We start from the raw sequence: 15,386 nt of genomic DNA, 5'->3' as shown, positions 1-15,386 counted from the left end.
AAGCTAGCGGCTAAGTTGCGGATGGTCAACGCGAACGGAGGCCAACGGCTGCGACGTGCCGCCGCAATGGTTTCTCCGTCATGGTGTCGGCGAACGAATATCCGGCATGGTCTGCGCGTTATCATGTTGCGCATGATTTCAACCGCTTGAGAAGCCGTCACAATTGCGTAAAATTCGTCATTGCAGCCTGGAGTTATGCCGGGCAGCAGGCTGAGGGGCAGCATTTGATTATTGAGTCGCAAGACAAGAAACGCATCCGGGCACGGCCGAGTCACGCCAAGGGGCGCTTCGGCACACTGACTCGGCTCCCAACCGGGCACAAAACCACATGATGCGCGAGATGATGGCCAAGCTGGCTTCCATCGCCATCATGATGTTTGCGCGGGCGCTGACGGCGGCGCGCGCCATCTGGCATGAGACCGGCCTGCCGCCGAAGCAGAGCATCTATTTCGCCAACCACTCCAGCCACGGCGATTTCGTGCTGATCTGGGCGGTCTTGCCGCCCTGGCTCAGGGAACGCGCGCGGCCGGTCGCAGGTGCCGAATACTGGCTGAAATCGAAGCTTTCGACCTTCATCGGCCGCGACGTCTTCGACGCGGTGCTGATCGAGCGCGACCCGGATGCGCGCACGCAGGACCCGGTCGAGCAGATGACGGCCGTGCTCAACGACGGATCGTCGCTCATTCTCTTTCCCGAGGGAACGCGCAACCAGACCGAAGCGCGACTGCTGCCGTTCAAGAGCGGGCTCTATCACCTCGCCTGCAAGCGCCCGGACGTGGCGCTGGTTCCCGTCTGGATCAACAATCTCAACCGCGTCATGCCCAAGGGGGAGTTCGTGCCGATCCCGCTCATCTGCACCGTCAATTTCGGCGAACCGATGCGCCTCAAGGCGCAGGAGACGAAGGAAGAGTTCATCGCTCGCGCCGAGACCGCCCTGCTTTCGCTCGCGCCTTCATCGACGGATGACGGCGCATGAGCGCGGCCAGCCTGGACATGCTCAAGCTGCTCTTCGGCGTCGGCGGCGTTCTCGTGCTGGCGTCAAGCGTCGGCTACATGCTCAAGCAGAAGCTGTCGCCTGACGGGTCGAACGGCTCGATCGAGAACCTCAACGCCCGCATCAAGGCGTGGTGGGCAATGGTAGTGCTGATCGCCATCGCCTTCGTTGCCGGACGGGTCGGCGTGCTCCTGCTCTTTGCCTTCTGCTCGTTTGCGGCGCTGCGCGAGTTCATCACGCTCATCAACACGCGGCGCGGCGACCACTGGGCGATCGCGGGCGCCTTCTTCGTCGTCCTGCCGATCAACTACTTCCTGCTGTGGGCCGAGCAATACGGCATCTATTCGATCTTCGTGCCGGTCTACGCCTTCTTGCTGATGCCGATCGTCGCGGTTCTTCGCGGCGACACGCGCGACTTCCTGGTCCGGATCTCCGAGGTGCAATGGGCGCTGATGATCTGCGTCTTCTGCGCCTCGCATGTGCCGGCGCTGCTAACGCTGCAGATCCCGGGCTATGAGGGACGCAACGTGCTTCTCATCGCCTTCCTCGTCATCGTCGTTCAGTCGAGCGACGTGCTGCAATATGTCTGGGGCAAGCTCTTCGGCAAAACCAAGATCGCGCCAACCCTTTCGCCGTCGAAAACGGTCGAGGGTTTCGTCGGCGGCGTTGCGAGCGCAACGCTGATCGGCGCCTCGCTCTGGTGGATTACCCCGTTCACCCCGGCACAAGCCGCGTTGATGTCGCTCATCATAACCCTGATGGGATTCTTCGGCGGGCTCGTCATGTCGGCGATCAAGCGGGACCGCGGCGTCAAGGACTGGGGCCATCTGATCGAAGGCCATGGCGGGCTGATCGACCGGCTCGATTCCGTTGTCTTCTCCGCGCCGATCTTCTTCCACCTGACGCGCTACTGGTGGTCGCTGACATGAGCGCGAAACTGAAGGGGCTGGCATCAAGCGGCTTCGTACATGTGGCCTTCGCCTTTTTCGCCATGGGCGGCTGGGCGCTTTTCGCCAACGGCCATCACCCCATGCCCAAGCCGCTTGTTGCCGGCCTCGTCCAGGGAACGCTTTCGGCGCTGCTTACCCTCTACCTCAAAACGGCGATCGATGCGCTTTCCAGGCGGTTCCGCGGCGCAAGGCGCCTGGTTCTGCCACCGCTCTTCGCGTGCCTTGGCTCATCTGCAATTCTGGTCGCGATCCATGCCGCCAGCGGCACGCCCGAGATCCTGAAAACGATTGCGCTGCCGCTCACGGTTTCGACCACCTACGCCGCCATCTACAACTATTCCATCAGCCGAGGCGAACATGACCGAGACCGGTGACCGCAGGCCGCTCGCAAGCCGCAACACCCGCTGGGCGCAGGCCACCGCGCGCCGCCTGGCATCGATGAACCTCACGCCAAACCGGATCTCGCAGGCAAGCATGCTGGCGGCCGCCCTTGCCGGCCTTTCCTTCTGGCTCACGGGCGAAAGCGAGGACGGCGTAAGGGCGAGCCTGTTCATCGCCGCCGCGCTCTTCTGCCAGTTGCGCCTGCTCTGCAACCTTTTCGATGGCATGGTCGCCGTCGAGGGTGGCAAGGGCGAGGCCGATGGTCCCTTCTGGAACGAGTTTCCCGATCGCATCGCCGACATCTTCATCTTCGTCGGCGCCGGATTTGCCATCGGCGTGCCGGCTCTCGGTTTTGCCGCGGCCACCTTCGGCGTGCTGACCGCCTACGTGCGCGAGCTCGGCCGTGCCAATGGCGCGCCGGGCGACTTCTCCGGCCCGATGGCCAAACAACACCGCATGGCGACGATGACGCTGGCCGCCGTGGTGTCCGCCTTCGAAGGCCTCTGGCTCGGCGATGGCGAACTGCTGTGGATCGCGCTCCTTGCGATCTCGACTGGGGCTGTGCTTACGGCCCTTCTGCGCGCCCGTCGCCAGATTGCCTGGCTTCGGCAAAACGCTCCCTACAAAGGCTAAACACCCGCTTCACGCACCATGAACGAGGCCGCCGCAACATCGCGCGGCCCTCTTGACGTATGTCCATGCCAATTATTAGATTGATTAGTCTATTTATTAAATGCCACGCGTGTCGACGATGAACGAATGCTCGCGCGCACCAAGATCGGCGGCGATCAGGTCATGGTCGCTGCCTCATGAAAGCAAACTTTTTCAATCGGTTACGGCGCAAATTTATAGCGCCTCCCGTAACGGAGAACACGAATGAGTACCCCAGACCGCATCGACGACGTCGATGCATTGCGTGGCTTTGCGTTGCTCGGCATCCTCCTTGTCAACATCATGGCCTTCGCCTCCGCCTTCTACGGGCTGGAAATTTCCGACCCCGCCTTCGGCGGCATCCTCGATCGCAGCGTGCATTTCGTGATCGCCCTGTTCTTCGAAATGAAATTCTACCTGCTCTTCTCGTTCCTGTTCGGCTACAGCTTCACCCTGCAGATGCGTTCGGCGGAAAAATCCGGCGAGGCCTTCGTTCCCAGGCTCCTGCGCCGACAGATGGGCCTCTGGCTGATCGGGCTTGCCCATGCGGTCCTGCTTTTCCATGGCGATATTCTCACCACCTACGCGGTGCTTGGCATCGTCCTCCTGATGCTCAGAAACCGCAGCGATGGGGCCCTCTTCCGCCTGGCGAAATGGCTGGTCCTTATCCTTGCAGTGGTCTGGGGCACACTCGGCATCCTCATCACGCTGGATCCGGTACCGCTCGATCGGTCTGCCATTCTTTCCGCCGCGGAGGCGGCCGAGCTTGCCTTCCAAGGCGACTGGCAAGCCGTCATCGGTCAGCACCTTACGGAGCTCAACTCGGTCTGGATCATCCTCGTCCTGCTGCAAGCGCCGTGCGCGCTGGCGATGTTCCTGCTCGGCCTGATCGCCGGGCGTCGCAAGACCTTGGCGCGGCCGGAGGAGAACACGGCGTTGTTCCAGCGCCTCGTTCGTACCGGTCTCTGGATCGGCCTGCCTGGCGCCGTCATCTATGCCTATGTCAGCGTCGAGATGCCCGAATCGCCAATCGCGGTCATCGCGCTTTCGATCGGGCTCGCCACCGGCCCGCTTCTCACCGGCGCCTATGTCGGCGCCATGATGCTGCTCTTCGGATCCGAAACCGGCCACAGCCTGCGCAACCTGCTGGCGCCTGCCGGCCGCATGGCGTTGTCCAACTATCTGCTGCAGTCGCTGATCGCGGCCCTGATCTTCCATGGTTACGGCCTTGGTCTCATCGGCCAGGTCGCGCCTTTGGCAAGCGTGCTGATCGCGCTTGCGATCTTTGCCGCCCAGCTCTTCGTCAGCCACTGGTGGATGGCCCGTTTCGCCTATGGCCCGCTCGAATGGATCCTGCGCTTCATCACCATCGGCCGCGTGCCGCAGTGGCGCCGCCCGGCGGAGGCGCGCTGACGGACACCAGCCAATTCCCGCAACCAATGCTGCCCGGCGCCTTCGGCGCTGGGCATTTTCGCTTCCTGGCTTGAGACGCAGTTCGGCACTATTTCGCTTTGACTCTAATTAGATATTCGTCTAAATATAGAGACAACAAGCGAGCGGAGACGATGCGGATCAACAGGGTTTTCGAAGCGCTTTCTCATCCCGTGCGGCGGCAGATCCTGGCACTGTTGAAGGCCGGGCCGATGAGCGCCGGCGAACTCGCCGAGCATTTCGACCTGACCAAGCCGACGCTTTCCGCGCATTTCAACAAGCTGCGCGAGGCAGAACTCGTCGCGGTCGAGCGGCGCGGCACGAGCCTCATCTACCACCTCAACATGTCCATTCTCGAAGAGGCGCTCGGCGATCTCCTCAGCACAAGGGATCAAGCACCATGACCTTGCTTTTGCGTTCCCCGATCGCGCTGGTCGCTGGCGGCATACTTTTTTCCGCGACGCTCGTCGGCTATCTCGCAATCCCCGCCGAGGCGCTGCTTCCCATCCATTGGGGTGTTGACGGCACGGCCGATGCCTTCTGGCCGCGCGACCGGGCGCTGGCGCTGGCGCCTGTGGCGGTCGCCGTGCTTGCCGCATTCTCGTTCGCCGTCGGTCGGTTCGCACCACAGGCCGAGCTTCAGGCGGGCCGGCATATCGCCGAAGTCACCCTCCCCGCGATCCTCGCGCTCTTTGCCGCCATTCAAACTGTGATCGTGCTGATCGGGCTTGGCGTCGACCTCTCGATGACGCGCGTGATCGCCTTCGGCCTCGGACTTCTGTCGATCGTCGTCGGCAACGTCCTGCCGAAATCGCAGCCGAACGGCCTTGCCGGCATTCGGCTGCCGTGGACGCTCGCCGATAACGCCAACTGGCGGGCAACGCACCGGCTTGCGGGCCTGCTGATGGTCTGCGCCGGTATCACCCTGGCACTGCTGGCCGTCGTCATGAGCACCGGTCCAACGCTTGCCGCAGCGACGATCGCCGCGCTGCTGCTGCCGGTCGCAATTGCAACGCTCTATAGCTACCACATCGCCCGTCGCAGTTAGAGGCTCCGGGCGTCGCAGCTCGGCCGCAGCGCAACGGCAGAAATGAAAAAGGCCGGTCTTGCGACCGGCCTTTTGCTTGTCTTTCCTGTGCGCCTCAAACGAGACGCGACTGTTCCAGTGCAGCTTCGATGAAGCTTGCAAACAGCGGATGCGGATCGAGCGGACGCGACTTCAGTTCCGGGTGGTACTGAACGCCGATGAACCACGGATGATCCGGATACTCGACCGTCTCCGGCAGGATGCCGTCCGGCGACATGCCCGAAAACACCAGACCGCAGGACTCAAGCCGATCCTTGTAGTCAACGTTGACTTCGTAGCGGTGGCGGTGACGCTCAAAGATCTCGGTCGAACCGTAGATCTCGGCAATCTTGGTGTCGGCCTTCAACGATGCGCGATAGGCGCCAAGCCGCATCGTGCCACCGAGATCACCCGATGCGGAACGCTTCTCGAGTTCGTTGCCCTTCACCCACTCGGTCATCAGACCAACGACCGGTTCCTTGGTCGGACCGAACTCGGTGGAGGACGCCTTCTCGATGCCGGCGAGGTTGCGGGCAGCTTCAACGACAGCCATCTGCATGCCGAAGCAGATGCCAAAATACGGCACCTTGCGCTCGCGGGCAAAGCGCGCCGCGTTGATCTTGCCCTCCGAACCGCGTTCGCCGAAACCGCCGGGAACGAGGATGCCGTGTACCTTTTCAAGGTAGGGCGCTGCGTCTTCCTTCTCGAAGACTTCCGATTCGATCCACTCGAGCTTGACCTTCACCCGGTTGGCGATGCCACCATGGTAAAGCGCTTCGATCAGCGACTTGTAGGCATCCTTGAGGCCGGTGTACTTGCCGACGATCGCGATCGTGACTTCGCCTTCCGGCGTGCGGATGCGATCGGCAACCCGTTCCCAGGCGTCCATGCGCGGCTTCGGCGCCGGTTCGATGCCGAAGGCTGCCAGCACTTCGTTGTCGAGGCCTTCCTTGTGGTAGGCGATCGGAACGTCGTAGATCGAGGCAACGTCGAGCGCCTGGATGACTGCCGACTGGCGGACGTTACAGAAGAGCGAGAGCTTGCGACGCTCGGCCTCCGGAATTTCGCGGTCCGCACGAACGAGCAGGATATCAGGGTGGATGCCGAGGGCCTGCAGTTCCTTGACGGAATGCTGCGTCGGCTTGGTCTTCAGTTCGCCGGCAGCCGGGATATAGGGCATCAGAGTGAGATGGACGTAGACGGCGGTGCCACGCGGCAGGTCGTTGCCGAGCTGGCGGATCGCCTCCATGAACGGCATCGCTTCGATGTCGCCGACGGTGCCGCCGATTTCGCACAGCACGAAGTCGTAGTCGTCGTTGCCTTCGGTAACGAAGTTCTTGATTTCGTTGGTAACGTGCGGGATCACCTGAACGGTTGCGCCGAGATAGTCACCGCGACGTTCCTTGTCGATGATGTTCTTATAGATTCGGCCCGTGGTGATGTTGTCGGTCTTCGTCGCCGAACGCCCTGTGAAGCGTTCATAGTGGCCGAGATCGAGATCGGTCTCCGCGCCATCGTCGGTTACGAAAACCTCACCGTGCTGGGTCGGGCTCATGGTGCCCGGGTCAACGTTGAGATAGGGGTCGAGCTTGCGCAGTCTCACCCGGTAGCCACGCGCCTGCAGCAGTGCTCCGAGAGCCGCTGCAGCGATGCCTTTTCCGAGGGAGGAAACCACGCCGCCTGTGATGAATACATATCGCGCCATGGGAGTCACCGGATACCTTTTAACAAATGATTCCGCCACCGAAAAATTCATGTTCCAGAACTTTTCGTCTTGGGATGGAGGCAGATTTCACACAAAACAAAACCGGCGGATGAAACATCCGCCGGCGGGTTCTTCAGAATTGCGACCTTATTGGCCGCTGGGAACTTGCGATCCCGTATTGCTGTTGGCGCCAGCGGCGGGCGCCGGGGTCGTTGCGCCGCCGGCCGGGGCTTCGCCCGTCGTTGCCGGTGCGGTCGTCGAGGGAACGCCATTGTCGGCCGGAGCGGCGTTGCCGGTGGCCGGCTGCTGTCCAGTCGCACCGCCAGCCGGAGCCGGGGCGCCGCCACCGAGCGAATTGAGAACGCCACCGCCGTTCGAGCTGGTGCCCGGGATACGGTCGAGGATGTCGGTCGCCTGCGGCTGGTAACGCGCGAGAATGCCCATGCCGAGCGCCAGGACGAAGAAGAGCGCGGCAAGGATCGCCGTCGTGCGGGTCAGCGCATTGGCCGTGCCGCGCGCGGACATGAAGCCCGAGCCGCCGCCGATGCCCAGGCCACCGCCTTCGGAACGCTGAATGAGTACGACGCCGATCAGGGCGACGACGACCATGAGATAGATGACGAGTAGTACGGTCTGCATCAGCTTCCAGTCCTGCCCTTGGGGCACACGAATCAAACCCTGCGCAAACTCGGCATGGCCGGGCGCAATTTTCGCGCCTCTTTATACCATGCCGTGCGCCATTAAAAGCCCCTGCCCGGTAACCCGGGCGATCAGGCCGTCAATTCTTCATAAGCCCGGTAGATGGCGAGGAAGTCTTCGGCTTTCAAGCTTGCACCACCGATCAGTGCGCCGTCGACATTGGCAACGCCCATCAATTCCTTCGCATTGGACGGCTTGACCGAGCCGCCATAGAGGATGCGCATCTTGGCGCCGGCGTCGGCAAAGCGTGCGACCAGCTCCTTGCGCATGAAGGCGTGGGCTTCCTCGACGTCCGTAGCCGTCGGCGTCAGGCCGGTGCCAATCGCCCAGACGGGCTCATAGGCAATCACGGTGTTTTCCGCGGTTGCTGCATCCGGCAGGCTTTCGGCCAGCTGACGCTTCAAAACATCGAGCGTCTTGCCGGCCTTGCGCTCATCACCGGTCTCGCCGATGCAGACGATCGCGACGAGTTCGGCCGAATGGGCCGCTTCCGTCTTTGCGCGTACCAGCGCATCGCTTTCGGCATGATCGGTGCGGCGCTCGGAATGGCCGACAATGACGTGGGTGCCGAAGCAATCGGCGATCATCTCGGCGGAAAGGTCGCCGGTGTGGGCGCCCGACTGCTTCTGGTGGCAGTCCTGCGCGCCGATCAGCAGCGGGCTGTCGTCGCAAAGCGCCGTCGCCACGTAGAGCAACGTCGCCGGCGGGCAGATCAACGTTTCGACCTTGGCGGAAAGTTCGCCCTTGACCCCTTCGGCCATCGCCTTGATCTGATCGAGCGAAGCGCGGGTTCCGTTCATCTTCCAGTTGCCGGCGACGAGCGGGCGGATATCGGGCGTCATGCTATTTCCTCCGGGTACTTTTCTCCGGAAGCGGCCTAGCAAATGCAGCCGGCAAATAAAAGCACCGCCGGCGATTATTCATGGGCCGCGGGGCCGGTTGCCCTGCCCCGCCGTCAGGCGTTGCGCGTCGCCAGCATCATGACGAAGGACGCCCTGCCTTCTCGCGATCTTCCGCCGCCGACCCGACCTTGGCGGCCACAATCGCATACATCAGCGGCAGGCTCGGCATGGCCGCCGGCGGCGCCATGCGCCCGCCGCCAAGGTCGCGCATGCCTTCAAACGCCACCCAGCCGTTGGCATAGGGGTATTCCTTCAGGACTTCCATCCGGAGCCCGGCGTCGATCAGTGCCTGCACAACATCGGCGATACCCCAGTTGAACTCGAAGGACGGGTGCGGATTGGTGAATCCCACCACGCCCTCCTGATAGCCTCCATGGGCAAGGCCTGCGCCCGAGTCGGCGACATAGTCACCGACGCCCGCTTCCGCGACCGGGTCTTTGGGCGCGTAGTCGTAGTGTGGCTTCCAGCCCTGATCGAAAACCATCGCAAAGGGATGGAATTCAACGAAGGCGAAACGCCCGCCGGGCTTCAGCACATCGGCAATGCCACGCGCCCAGACACCGAGGTCCGATAGCCAGCAAATGGTACCATAGGAAGCAAAGACGCGATCGAACCGGCGGCCGGCCTTGCGGGCGTCGTCGAACCAGCCGAACAGGTCGGACCGCTCGAAGGCGGCTGCGATGCCGCTTTCCGCCGAAAGCCCTGTGGCAAAGGCGATCGCCTCGTCCGAGATATCGACGCCGGTCACGTTCGCGCCGCGCCGCGCCAGGCTCAGGCTATCCTGGCCGGAATTGCATTGCAGATGGAGGACGTCGAGACCAGCGATATCGCCCAGCAACTCGATCTCTTCCGGATAGAGCGTGGAGCCGCCGGCGCGGAAGAAAGCGGCCTGGTCGCCCTTGTGACTGTTGTGCGCGACGGTCGCGGCATTCCACGAGAGGCGATTGGCCTCGTGAAGATCAATACTCATGTTCCAACTCTTGAACATCTGGGAGAGACACGGGAGGTTTTTTCCCCGTATCCCGGCGCCCTTAGAATTTCAGCACAGCCTCAAGCTCGTCATCATAGTACTCGCCCGTCGGCTTGAAGCCGAGGCCTTGGTAAAAGCCCTCAGGGCTGCCAGGGCCCTGCCCGTAACTCGTGTAGAGCTCATGCAGGCCCCGCGCCTTCAGATCGCGCACGACAAGGGCAATCGCCTGCTTGCCATACCCTTTGCCCTGGAAAGGCCGGGCGATCATGAAGCGCCAGAGATAGACACCCGGGCAATCGATGCCGTCATCCCAGTCGGATCCTTCGTGTAACATGATGAAGCCAATGAGCGTCTCATCGGCGTAGACTGCACGGAACCAGGCATTCTCGGAAAAATGCGCCTCGGCGATCGAGGTGCCGTTGTCCGCCACCATGTTGCGCTGTTCGTCGCTCAGCGTCTCGCTGAGTTCGCAGACGTCGCAGACGGTCAAGGCTGATATGCGCCGAAGGGTGATTTCGGCATCGGACGGCAATACGGTTTCACTCATGGGAAACTCCTTAGAAAAATCAAAATGTTAAAAAAGGGCCCGAACCAGAACGGCGGACCTCGAATCACCCGTTAAAGGGGCAATCGGCGATAAAATGAAATCATGGCGAGAAAACGCCAAAGTCAGAACTGCCGGTATCTCGCCAGATTCCGGCACCGCTGTTACTAGGCTATACGCCTGCCTTCACTTCGGGCGGCCGGCCGTCGGTTGATTGCCCCCGTTCTCCAAGCCGGCGATCGCCGCGTGAACGTCGGCTTCGGCATCCTCGTCGAACTGCTCGAAGATCGCGTCGCCGATCAGGGCGTGAACCTCGCGGAGATAGGGTGCTGCCGCCTCGCCTTCGCCGAGCGCCAGATAAGCGCGCGCGATCGAAAGCGACGAGAGTGGCTGGCGCCGCGCGAGCGTCCACTCACGGGCAAGCAGGGAGACGGCAATGCTCTCCCGATGGTGCCCGGCATCGCAAAGGGCGGCGCCGTAGCCGCTCTTGACCCAATAGTACATGTCCGTGAAAGCGAGGTGGACATCGGCTATGTTGGATGCCAGACGCCAGGCGTCGACCGCTTCGCCATAGTTGCCTTCGGTTCCAAGCCGGATGCCCGCGCGGCCGTGTTCGTAGGCTTCCCGCTCGTGCGGGTTCATTGGTGTCGTTTTCTTCTTTGTCATGTACGCCAGTCCACATGCTCCCAGGAACAACCCCTCCGTGTCCCCTCCACCAGCAAATGGACCATAGCTTGTCGAGATCAACAAGATCTCAGTGCAATTTTATGGTATTCTAGGCGAATAAAAGCACGAACTCATGAGTCTTACCGCAGTCGCCGAGCCAATAGCGGCCGGGCGAGCGACCATGGGGTCGAACATGCTGCGCAACGACAAAGCCGGTTTTGGGTGGATCACCATCGTCCTTCACTGGGCGATTGCGGCATTGATCCTCACCCTACTCGGCCTCGGCTTCATCATGCGGCGAACGCCCGTCGATCCGGCGCTGCAGTTTTCGCTTTACCAATGGCACAAGTCGCTCGGTTTCACCGCACTCGGTCTGGCGACAATCCGCGCGCTCTGGCACCTGGTCGAGGTTCGTCCGCGTCCGCCCGCCGGCCTCAACGCGCTTGAGCGCCGTGCAGCCAGCGCCACCCATGTGGTGCTCATCCTCCTCGCGCTCGCCGTTCCGCTTGCCGGCTGGGCGGTGGCCTCGACATCGACGCTGAACATACCGAGCTTCTATTTCAACTGGATCGTCATCCCCCACCTGCCGATGGCGAAATCGGAAGCGGCCGAAGACCTCTGGACGCTCGTCCATATGACGCTCGCCTACCTCCTGCTCTGCTTCGTCGCGCTTCACGTCCTGGCCGCCCTCTACCATCACTTCGCACGCCGCGACGACGTCCTCGTCCGCATGCTTCAGACCGGATCACGCCAACGCGCTTCCTCCCAAGCGGCTGGTTCGGATCCGGTTATCGCCGGAAGGAAGAAACCATGACACTGCACTCGCAATCACCAACAAAGGCCATTGCCTTCACGTTGCTGCTGGCGCTCGGGAGCATCCCGTCGCCCGCCACGGCAGCCGCGCCGGACCTTGCCGATGCTGCCGGCAACTACGGGATCACGCCGGCTTCACGTATCCATTTCACCGTTGCGCAAGCGGGCGGCGGCGGAATTGTCGGCGATTTCGCCAAGTTTTCCGGCAACTTCCGCATCGACCGAAATGATGTCGGCCATTCGACGGTCGAATTCACGCTTTACCCGGAGAGCGTGAAAACCGGCGAAAAGCGGATCGAGGACTTCCTGAAGTCGAGCGCCGTCTTCGATACCGCAAACTTCAGCACCGTCACATTCCATTCGACGACCGTGAAACAGACCGGACCGGACACGGCCGCGGTCGAGGGAACGCTGACGGCGCGCGGCACGTCGCGAAAGGAGCGCTTCTCGGTAACGCTGCTTGACTGGAACCGCGGCTCGATCGCCTTCAACATCCGCGGCAATATCCACCGATCACCCTACGGCATGGATGTCGGCACGCCGATCTATTCCAACGTCGTCGAGTTCGACATGAACATCAAAGGGCAGAGGCGCTGAACGCCCCTGCCCTTTGCAAGTCGATAGGCTTCTCGATCAACCGATCTGGCTGCCGACGAAATCCTTGACGATCCGCACGATGCCGCGGCCGAGCAGGTCGTCGAGGGCGGCGATGAACTGGTCGACATGGGCGCGCTCGCAGATCAGCGGCGGTTCGAGCCGGATGACGTTGCGATTGTATTCGGTGAAGGCCACCAGCACGTCGTAGTCACGCAAGAGCAGCGCGCCGATGAAGCCGGAGAGCGAGCCTTTGAGCTTGTCGTCGAGCATCGAGACAACAGGACGCATCACCATCGGCAGCGTCTGGCTGAAGTCCTGGAATTCCAGGCCGACCATCAAGCCCTTGCCGCGGACGTCCTTGATGATCTTCGGATACTTCTCTTTCAGCGCCTGCAGACGCTCGAGCAGATAGTCGCCGCTGTCGGCGGCGCGGTCGATCAGGTGCTCGTCGTAAAGCACATTGATGCCTTCAATCGCCGTGACGCAGGCCTCGCCCATGCCGCCGAACGTGGCCATCGCATGGATCATGGCGGTCTTCGGCGTGCCGTAAGCCTTCATGTAGACCTCACGGCGGGCAATCATCGCGCCGACGGCGGCCTTGCCGGCGCCCAGCGACTTGGCGAGCGCCGTCACGTCAGGCACGACGCCGTAATTCTCGAAGGCATAGAAGCGGCCGGAGCGGCCATAGCCGCACTGCACTTCGTCGGCGACCCAGAGCACGCCGTATTTGTCGCAGAGCGCACGCAGCTTCTGCCAGTACTCCGCCGGTGCCTGGATGATGCCGCCGCCGCCCTGGATGGTTTCGAGCACGATGACGCCGATTTCCGGGTCGGACTTGAAGGCATTCTCCACCGCGTCGATATCGGCAAAGGGCACGCGCACTGTGTTGTCCGTGATCTTGAAGTCGGCGCGGTAAAGCTGGCCATCGGTGATGGCGAGCACGCCCTTGGTCTTGCCGTGGAAGGAATTCTCCGCATAGACGACCTTCGGCCGCTTCGGGCCGGCGGCACGTTCGGCAAGCTTGACGGCAGCCTCCATGGCCTCCGAACCGGAAGAGCCGAGGAACACCATGTCGAGATCACCCGGCGAGCAGGCCACGATGTTCTTCGCCAGCGCCGCTGCATATTGCGACATGAAGGCGATCGCGATCTCGTGGCGCTTTTCGTCCTGGAATTTCTGTCGGGCTTCCAGAATGCGCGGATGGTTGTGGCCGAAGGCGAGCGAGCCGAATCCGCCGAAGAAATCGAGGATCTGGCGGCCGTTCTGGTCGGTGTAGAACATGCCCTCGGCGCTCTCGATCTTCACCTTGTGGAAGCCGAGCAGCTTCATGAAGTGGAGCTGGCCCGGGTTCAGGTGTTCCTTGAACGCGGAGGTGATGTCGCCGATCGACATGGCCTTGGCCTGTTCGACGGTGATGAGATCGGGCCTGGCAACGCCGCCGTCGAGCGACGGCGCGGCAACGGCGATACGATTCGGTCTGTCCAGCATGATCTTTCCCCTCATTCGGCCGGCACGGCGACAGCTGCAGGAACTGCGGCGCCCATCTTCTTGGCCCGATATTCGTCATAGGCGGCGATCAACATGTCGCCATCGTTGAACTCCGCGCGCCAGCCGAGCTCGCGCTTCAGCTTGCCGGTTTCGCGCACGCACATTTCGTCGGCGATCAGGTACTGTTCCGGGTCCATGATCGGCTTGTTGATCAGGTCGAAGAAAGCCAGCGTCTGCTTGACCGCAAAGGCCGGCGTCGGCAGCAGGAACGACTTCGAGCCGGCATGCTTGATCAGGTTGCCGAGCAGGTCGCGCACGGACGGCGGATTGTCGGAGCCGAGGTTGTAGGCTTCGTTCGGCACGCCGCCCTTCCAGGCAAGGCGCGCAGCTTCGGCGCAATCGAAGACCGAGATGAACTGGTAGGGCACCTTGCCCGAGCCGATCATCGGCACCGGCAGGTTCAGGTCGATCAGCTTGAACAATTTCTCGAGGATGCCGAGACGGCCGGGACCGATGATCAGGCGCGGGCGGAAGATCGAAATGTTCATGCCCTGCTTGCGCCACTGCATGGCCAGCTGCTCGGTTGCCCATTTCGACTTGCCATATTCGCCGAGCGGCTTTGCTGGATGGGTCTCGGTTTGCGGCGACTGGACGGTGTGGCCATAGATCATGTCGGTGGTGAACTGCACCAGGCGTGATGCGCCAGCGGCATCCATCGCCTTCATGATGTTTTCGGCACCGTAATAATTGACGGGCCAGAAGAACTCCCAGCGCTTGGCGCGGACCTGCAACGGTGACAGCATCTTCGCCGCCATGTTGTAGATCATGTCGTCGGCGCCGATGCCGACCTTTTGGACGGCTTCCAGATCGGTGACGTCGCAATGGACGAAGCGGACGCGGCCGTAGTGCGGCAGGTCGGACTTGACGATATCGGCGACAACGACGTCCTCGCCTTCCTTGACGAGGCGTTCCGCCAAATGACGGCCAACGAAGCCGTCGCCACCAAAGATGATGTGTTTCATGACTTGCTCCCGAATTCTGCGGTGCTCACCCCGGCGGCATCAGCCGATTTCTCGTCGGCGCTGTATGAGATGCCCGACTGGGCGATAAGAATGGTTCCGGCGCAGATCAGCGCGATGCCGGCGATACGCCAGGCATTGAGGTCTTCGCGAAAGACGAAATAGGCGAAGACCGCAACGAGAACGTAAGCGAGGCTCAGGAACGGATAGGCAAAGGAAAGCTCGACCTTCGACAGCACATAAAGATGCGACGCCATCGAGATGACGAAGGTCGCAAGACCGGCAAAGACCCATGGGTTGAAGACGATCTGAAACAGCCGGACGATCGCGGTTTCGGCAGTCATCGAAATCGGTCCAAGCGTCATCATGCCCTGCTTCAGCATCAGCTGAGCGGCGGCGTTGGTGAGCACGGTAAAGAGAATGAATGGAATATATTTCATAGTTTTACTCCCAGTCCCGAAAATCTACTTACGGGCAAGAGACGGATATTCCGTGAAGTTTGCGCATTTA

General features: G+C 61.9%; 18 protein-coding genes. 9 read left to right on the top strand and 9 right to left on the bottom strand.

Annotated features, from left to right (window positions below; translation table 11 throughout):
* Nucleotides 1–331 precede the first annotated feature (331 nt).
* From IB277_RS05385 to IB277_RS05355, 7 genes are all read left to right on the top strand, one after another.
* Entirely contained in the window at nt 332–976 is a 645-nt protein-coding gene (locus IB277_RS05385; RefSeq protein ID WP_060582507.1) for a lysophospholipid acyltransferase family protein, read from the top strand.
* Entirely contained in the window at nt 973–1,923 is a 951-nt protein-coding gene (locus tag IB277_RS05380) for a phosphatidate cytidylyltransferase (protein WP_034795857.1), read from the top strand. The genes IB277_RS05385 and IB277_RS05380 overlap by 4 nt, the downstream gene beginning before the upstream one ends.
* Complete coding sequence (locus IB277_RS05375; RefSeq protein WP_090295726.1) at nt 1,920–2,318, top strand: hypothetical protein; 399 nt, start codon at nt 1,920–1,922, stop codon at nt 2,316–2,318. Before IB277_RS05380 ends, IB277_RS05375 begins: the two co-directional genes overlap by 4 nt.
* Nucleotides 2,302–2,958, top strand: a complete 657-nt coding sequence (locus IB277_RS05370) for a CDP-alcohol phosphatidyltransferase family protein (RefSeq protein WP_090295728.1) — start codon at nt 2,302–2,304, stop codon at nt 2,956–2,958. The genes IB277_RS05375 and IB277_RS05370 overlap by 17 nt, the downstream gene beginning before the upstream one ends.
* Before the next feature lie 243 nt (nt 2,959–3,201).
* Nucleotides 3,202–4,389 (top strand): DUF418 domain-containing protein, encoded by a 1,188-nt coding sequence (locus tag IB277_RS05365; RefSeq protein ID WP_110818978.1) that lies wholly within the window; start codon nt 3,202–3,204, stop codon nt 4,387–4,389.
* A gap of 152 nt (nt 4,390–4,541) precedes the next feature.
* A complete protein-coding gene (locus IB277_RS05360) occupies nt 4,542–4,811 on the top strand; it encodes an autorepressor SdpR family transcription factor (protein WP_210187440.1) in 270 nt (89 codons plus the stop codon).
* The gene (locus IB277_RS05355; RefSeq protein ID WP_090295734.1) at nt 4,808–5,455 is read left to right on the top strand and encodes an SdpI family protein; all 648 of its coding nucleotides are present in this window, start codon (nt 4,808–4,810) and stop codon (nt 5,453–5,455) included. The genes IB277_RS05360 and IB277_RS05355 overlap by 4 nt, the downstream gene beginning before the upstream one ends.
* Before the next feature lie 94 nt (nt 5,456–5,549).
* On the opposite strand, the gene IB277_RS05350 is transcribed toward IB277_RS05355, so the two are convergent.
* The 6 genes from IB277_RS05350 to IB277_RS05325 all read right to left on the bottom strand — a co-directional run bounded on the left by IB277_RS05350 (nt 5,550) and on the right by IB277_RS05325 (nt 10,959).
* Nucleotides 5,550–7,187, bottom strand: a complete 1,638-nt coding sequence (locus IB277_RS05350; protein WP_082566349.1) for a CTP synthase — start codon at nt 7,185–7,187, stop codon at nt 5,550–5,552.
* Nucleotides 7,188–7,325: 138 nt separating this feature from the next.
* The gene (secG, locus tag IB277_RS05345) at nt 7,326–7,817 is read right to left on the bottom strand and encodes a preprotein translocase subunit SecG (RefSeq protein ID WP_034795875.1); all 492 of its coding nucleotides are present in this window, start codon (nt 7,815–7,817) and stop codon (nt 7,326–7,328) included.
* 131 nt (nt 7,818–7,948) lie between these two features.
* Complete coding sequence (gene tpiA, locus IB277_RS05340) at nt 7,949–8,719, bottom strand: triose-phosphate isomerase (RefSeq protein ID WP_043617974.1); 771 nt, start codon at nt 8,717–8,719, stop codon at nt 7,949–7,951.
* Nucleotides 8,720–8,855: 136 nt separating this feature from the next.
* Nucleotides 8,856–9,749 carry a bifunctional 2-polyprenyl-6-hydroxyphenol methylase/3-demethylubiquinol 3-O-methyltransferase UbiG gene (locus IB277_RS05335; RefSeq protein ID WP_090295804.1) on the bottom strand — a complete coding sequence of 298 codons (894 nt, stop codon included), beginning with the start codon at nt 9,747–9,749 and terminating at the stop codon, nt 8,856–8,858.
* 61 nt (nt 9,750–9,810) lie between these two features.
* Nucleotides 9,811–10,296 (bottom strand): N-acetyltransferase, encoded by a 486-nt coding sequence (locus IB277_RS05330; RefSeq protein WP_060582485.1) that lies wholly within the window; start codon nt 10,294–10,296, stop codon nt 9,811–9,813.
* Nucleotides 10,297–10,479: 183 nt separating this feature from the next.
* The gene (locus IB277_RS05325) at nt 10,480–10,959 is read right to left on the bottom strand and encodes a hypothetical protein (RefSeq protein ID WP_060539243.1); all 480 of its coding nucleotides are present in this window, start codon (nt 10,957–10,959) and stop codon (nt 10,480–10,482) included.
* 193 nt (nt 10,960–11,152) lie between these two features.
* Here IB277_RS05325 and IB277_RS05320 point away from each other — a divergent pair, with 193 nt between their 5' ends.
* Together IB277_RS05320 and IB277_RS05315 are read left to right on the top strand one after the other, a co-directional pair.
* Nucleotides 11,153–11,773 carry a cytochrome b gene (locus IB277_RS05320; protein WP_060517388.1) on the top strand — a complete coding sequence of 207 codons (621 nt, stop codon included), beginning with the start codon at nt 11,153–11,155 and terminating at the stop codon, nt 11,771–11,773.
* Entirely contained in the window at nt 11,770–12,369 is a 600-nt protein-coding gene (locus IB277_RS05315; RefSeq protein WP_060516885.1) for a YceI family protein, read from the top strand. Before IB277_RS05320 ends, IB277_RS05315 begins: the two co-directional genes overlap by 4 nt.
* 36 nt (nt 12,370–12,405) lie before the next feature.
* Here the strand turns inward: IB277_RS05315 and IB277_RS05310 are convergent, their stop codons facing one another.
* Genes IB277_RS05310 through IB277_RS05300 form a run of 3 tightly spaced genes read right to left on the bottom strand, consistent with a single transcriptional unit; the run spans nt 12,406 to nt 15,316 of the window.
* Nucleotides 12,406–13,857 (bottom strand): aspartate aminotransferase family protein, encoded by a 1,452-nt coding sequence (locus IB277_RS05310; protein ID WP_176960285.1) that lies wholly within the window; start codon nt 13,855–13,857, stop codon nt 12,406–12,408.
* Nucleotides 13,858–13,868: 11 nt separating this feature from the next.
* Nucleotides 13,869–14,879 carry an NAD(P)-dependent oxidoreductase gene (locus tag IB277_RS05305; protein WP_090295740.1) on the bottom strand — a complete coding sequence of 337 codons (1,011 nt, stop codon included), beginning with the start codon at nt 14,877–14,879 and terminating at the stop codon, nt 13,869–13,871.
* Nucleotides 14,876–15,316, bottom strand: a complete 441-nt coding sequence (locus tag IB277_RS05300) for an EamA family transporter (RefSeq protein ID WP_090295744.1) — start codon at nt 15,314–15,316, stop codon at nt 14,876–14,878. The genes IB277_RS05305 and IB277_RS05300 overlap by 4 nt, the downstream gene beginning before the upstream one ends.
* Between the last annotated feature and the right edge of the window lie 70 nt (nt 15,317–15,386).

Origin of the sequence: Ensifer sp. ENS07, assembly GCF_014852185.1 — a bacterium.
Taxonomy (GTDB): Bacteria; Pseudomonadota; Alphaproteobacteria; order Rhizobiales; family Rhizobiaceae; genus Ensifer; species Ensifer adhaerens.
The sequence above is the reverse complement of the archived record's forward strand: the minus strand, read 5'-3'. Positions and strand labels throughout refer to the sequence as shown.

Bases quoted from the DNA above. Each gene is read 5' to 3' on its own strand.
- IB277_RS05385 (WP_060582507.1), top strand. From the start codon at position 332: ATGCGCGAGATGATGGCCAAGCTGGCTTCCATCGCCATCATGATGTTT.
- IB277_RS05380 (WP_034795857.1), top strand. From the start codon at position 973: ATGAGCGCGGCCAGCCTGGACATGCTCAAGCTGCTCTTCGGCGTCGGC.
- IB277_RS05375 (WP_090295726.1), top strand. From the start codon at position 1,920: ATGAGCGCGAAACTGAAGGGGCTGGCATCAAGCGGCTTCGTACATGTG.
- IB277_RS05370 (WP_090295728.1), top strand. From the start codon at position 2,302: ATGACCGAGACCGGTGACCGCAGGCCGCTCGCAAGCCGCAACACCCGC.
- IB277_RS05365 (WP_110818978.1), top strand. From the start codon at position 3,202: ATGAGTACCCCAGACCGCATCGACGACGTCGATGCATTGCGTGGCTTT.
- IB277_RS05360 (WP_210187440.1), top strand. From the start codon at position 4,542: ATGCGGATCAACAGGGTTTTCGAAGCGCTTTCTCATCCCGTGCGGCGG.
- IB277_RS05355 (WP_090295734.1), top strand. From the start codon at position 4,808: ATGACCTTGCTTTTGCGTTCCCCGATCGCGCTGGTCGCTGGCGGCATA.
- secG (WP_034795875.1), bottom strand. From the start codon at position 7,817: ATGCAGACCGTACTACTCGTCATCTATCTCATGGTCGTCGTCGCCCTG.
- tpiA (WP_043617974.1), bottom strand. From the start codon at position 8,719: ATGACGCCCGATATCCGCCCGCTCGTCGCCGGCAACTGGAAGATGAAC.
- IB277_RS05335 (WP_090295804.1), bottom strand. From the start codon at position 9,749: ATGAGTATTGATCTTCACGAGGCCAATCGCCTCTCGTGGAATGCCGCG.
- IB277_RS05330 (WP_060582485.1), bottom strand. From the start codon at position 10,296: ATGAGTGAAACCGTATTGCCGTCCGATGCCGAAATCACCCTTCGGCGC.
- IB277_RS05325 (WP_060539243.1), bottom strand. From the start codon at position 10,959: ATGACAAAGAAGAAAACGACACCAATGAACCCGCACGAGCGGGAAGCC.
- IB277_RS05320 (WP_060517388.1), top strand. From the start codon at position 11,153: ATGCTGCGCAACGACAAAGCCGGTTTTGGGTGGATCACCATCGTCCTT.
- IB277_RS05315 (WP_060516885.1), top strand. From the start codon at position 11,770: ATGACACTGCACTCGCAATCACCAACAAAGGCCATTGCCTTCACGTTG.
- IB277_RS05310 (WP_176960285.1), bottom strand. From the start codon at position 13,857: ATGCTGGACAGACCGAATCGTATCGCCGTTGCCGCGCCGTCGCTCGAC.
- IB277_RS05305 (WP_090295740.1), bottom strand. From the start codon at position 14,879: ATGAAACACATCATCTTTGGTGGCGACGGCTTCGTTGGCCGTCATTTG.
- IB277_RS05300 (WP_090295744.1), bottom strand. From the start codon at position 15,316: ATGAAATATATTCCATTCATTCTCTTTACCGTGCTCACCAACGCCGCC.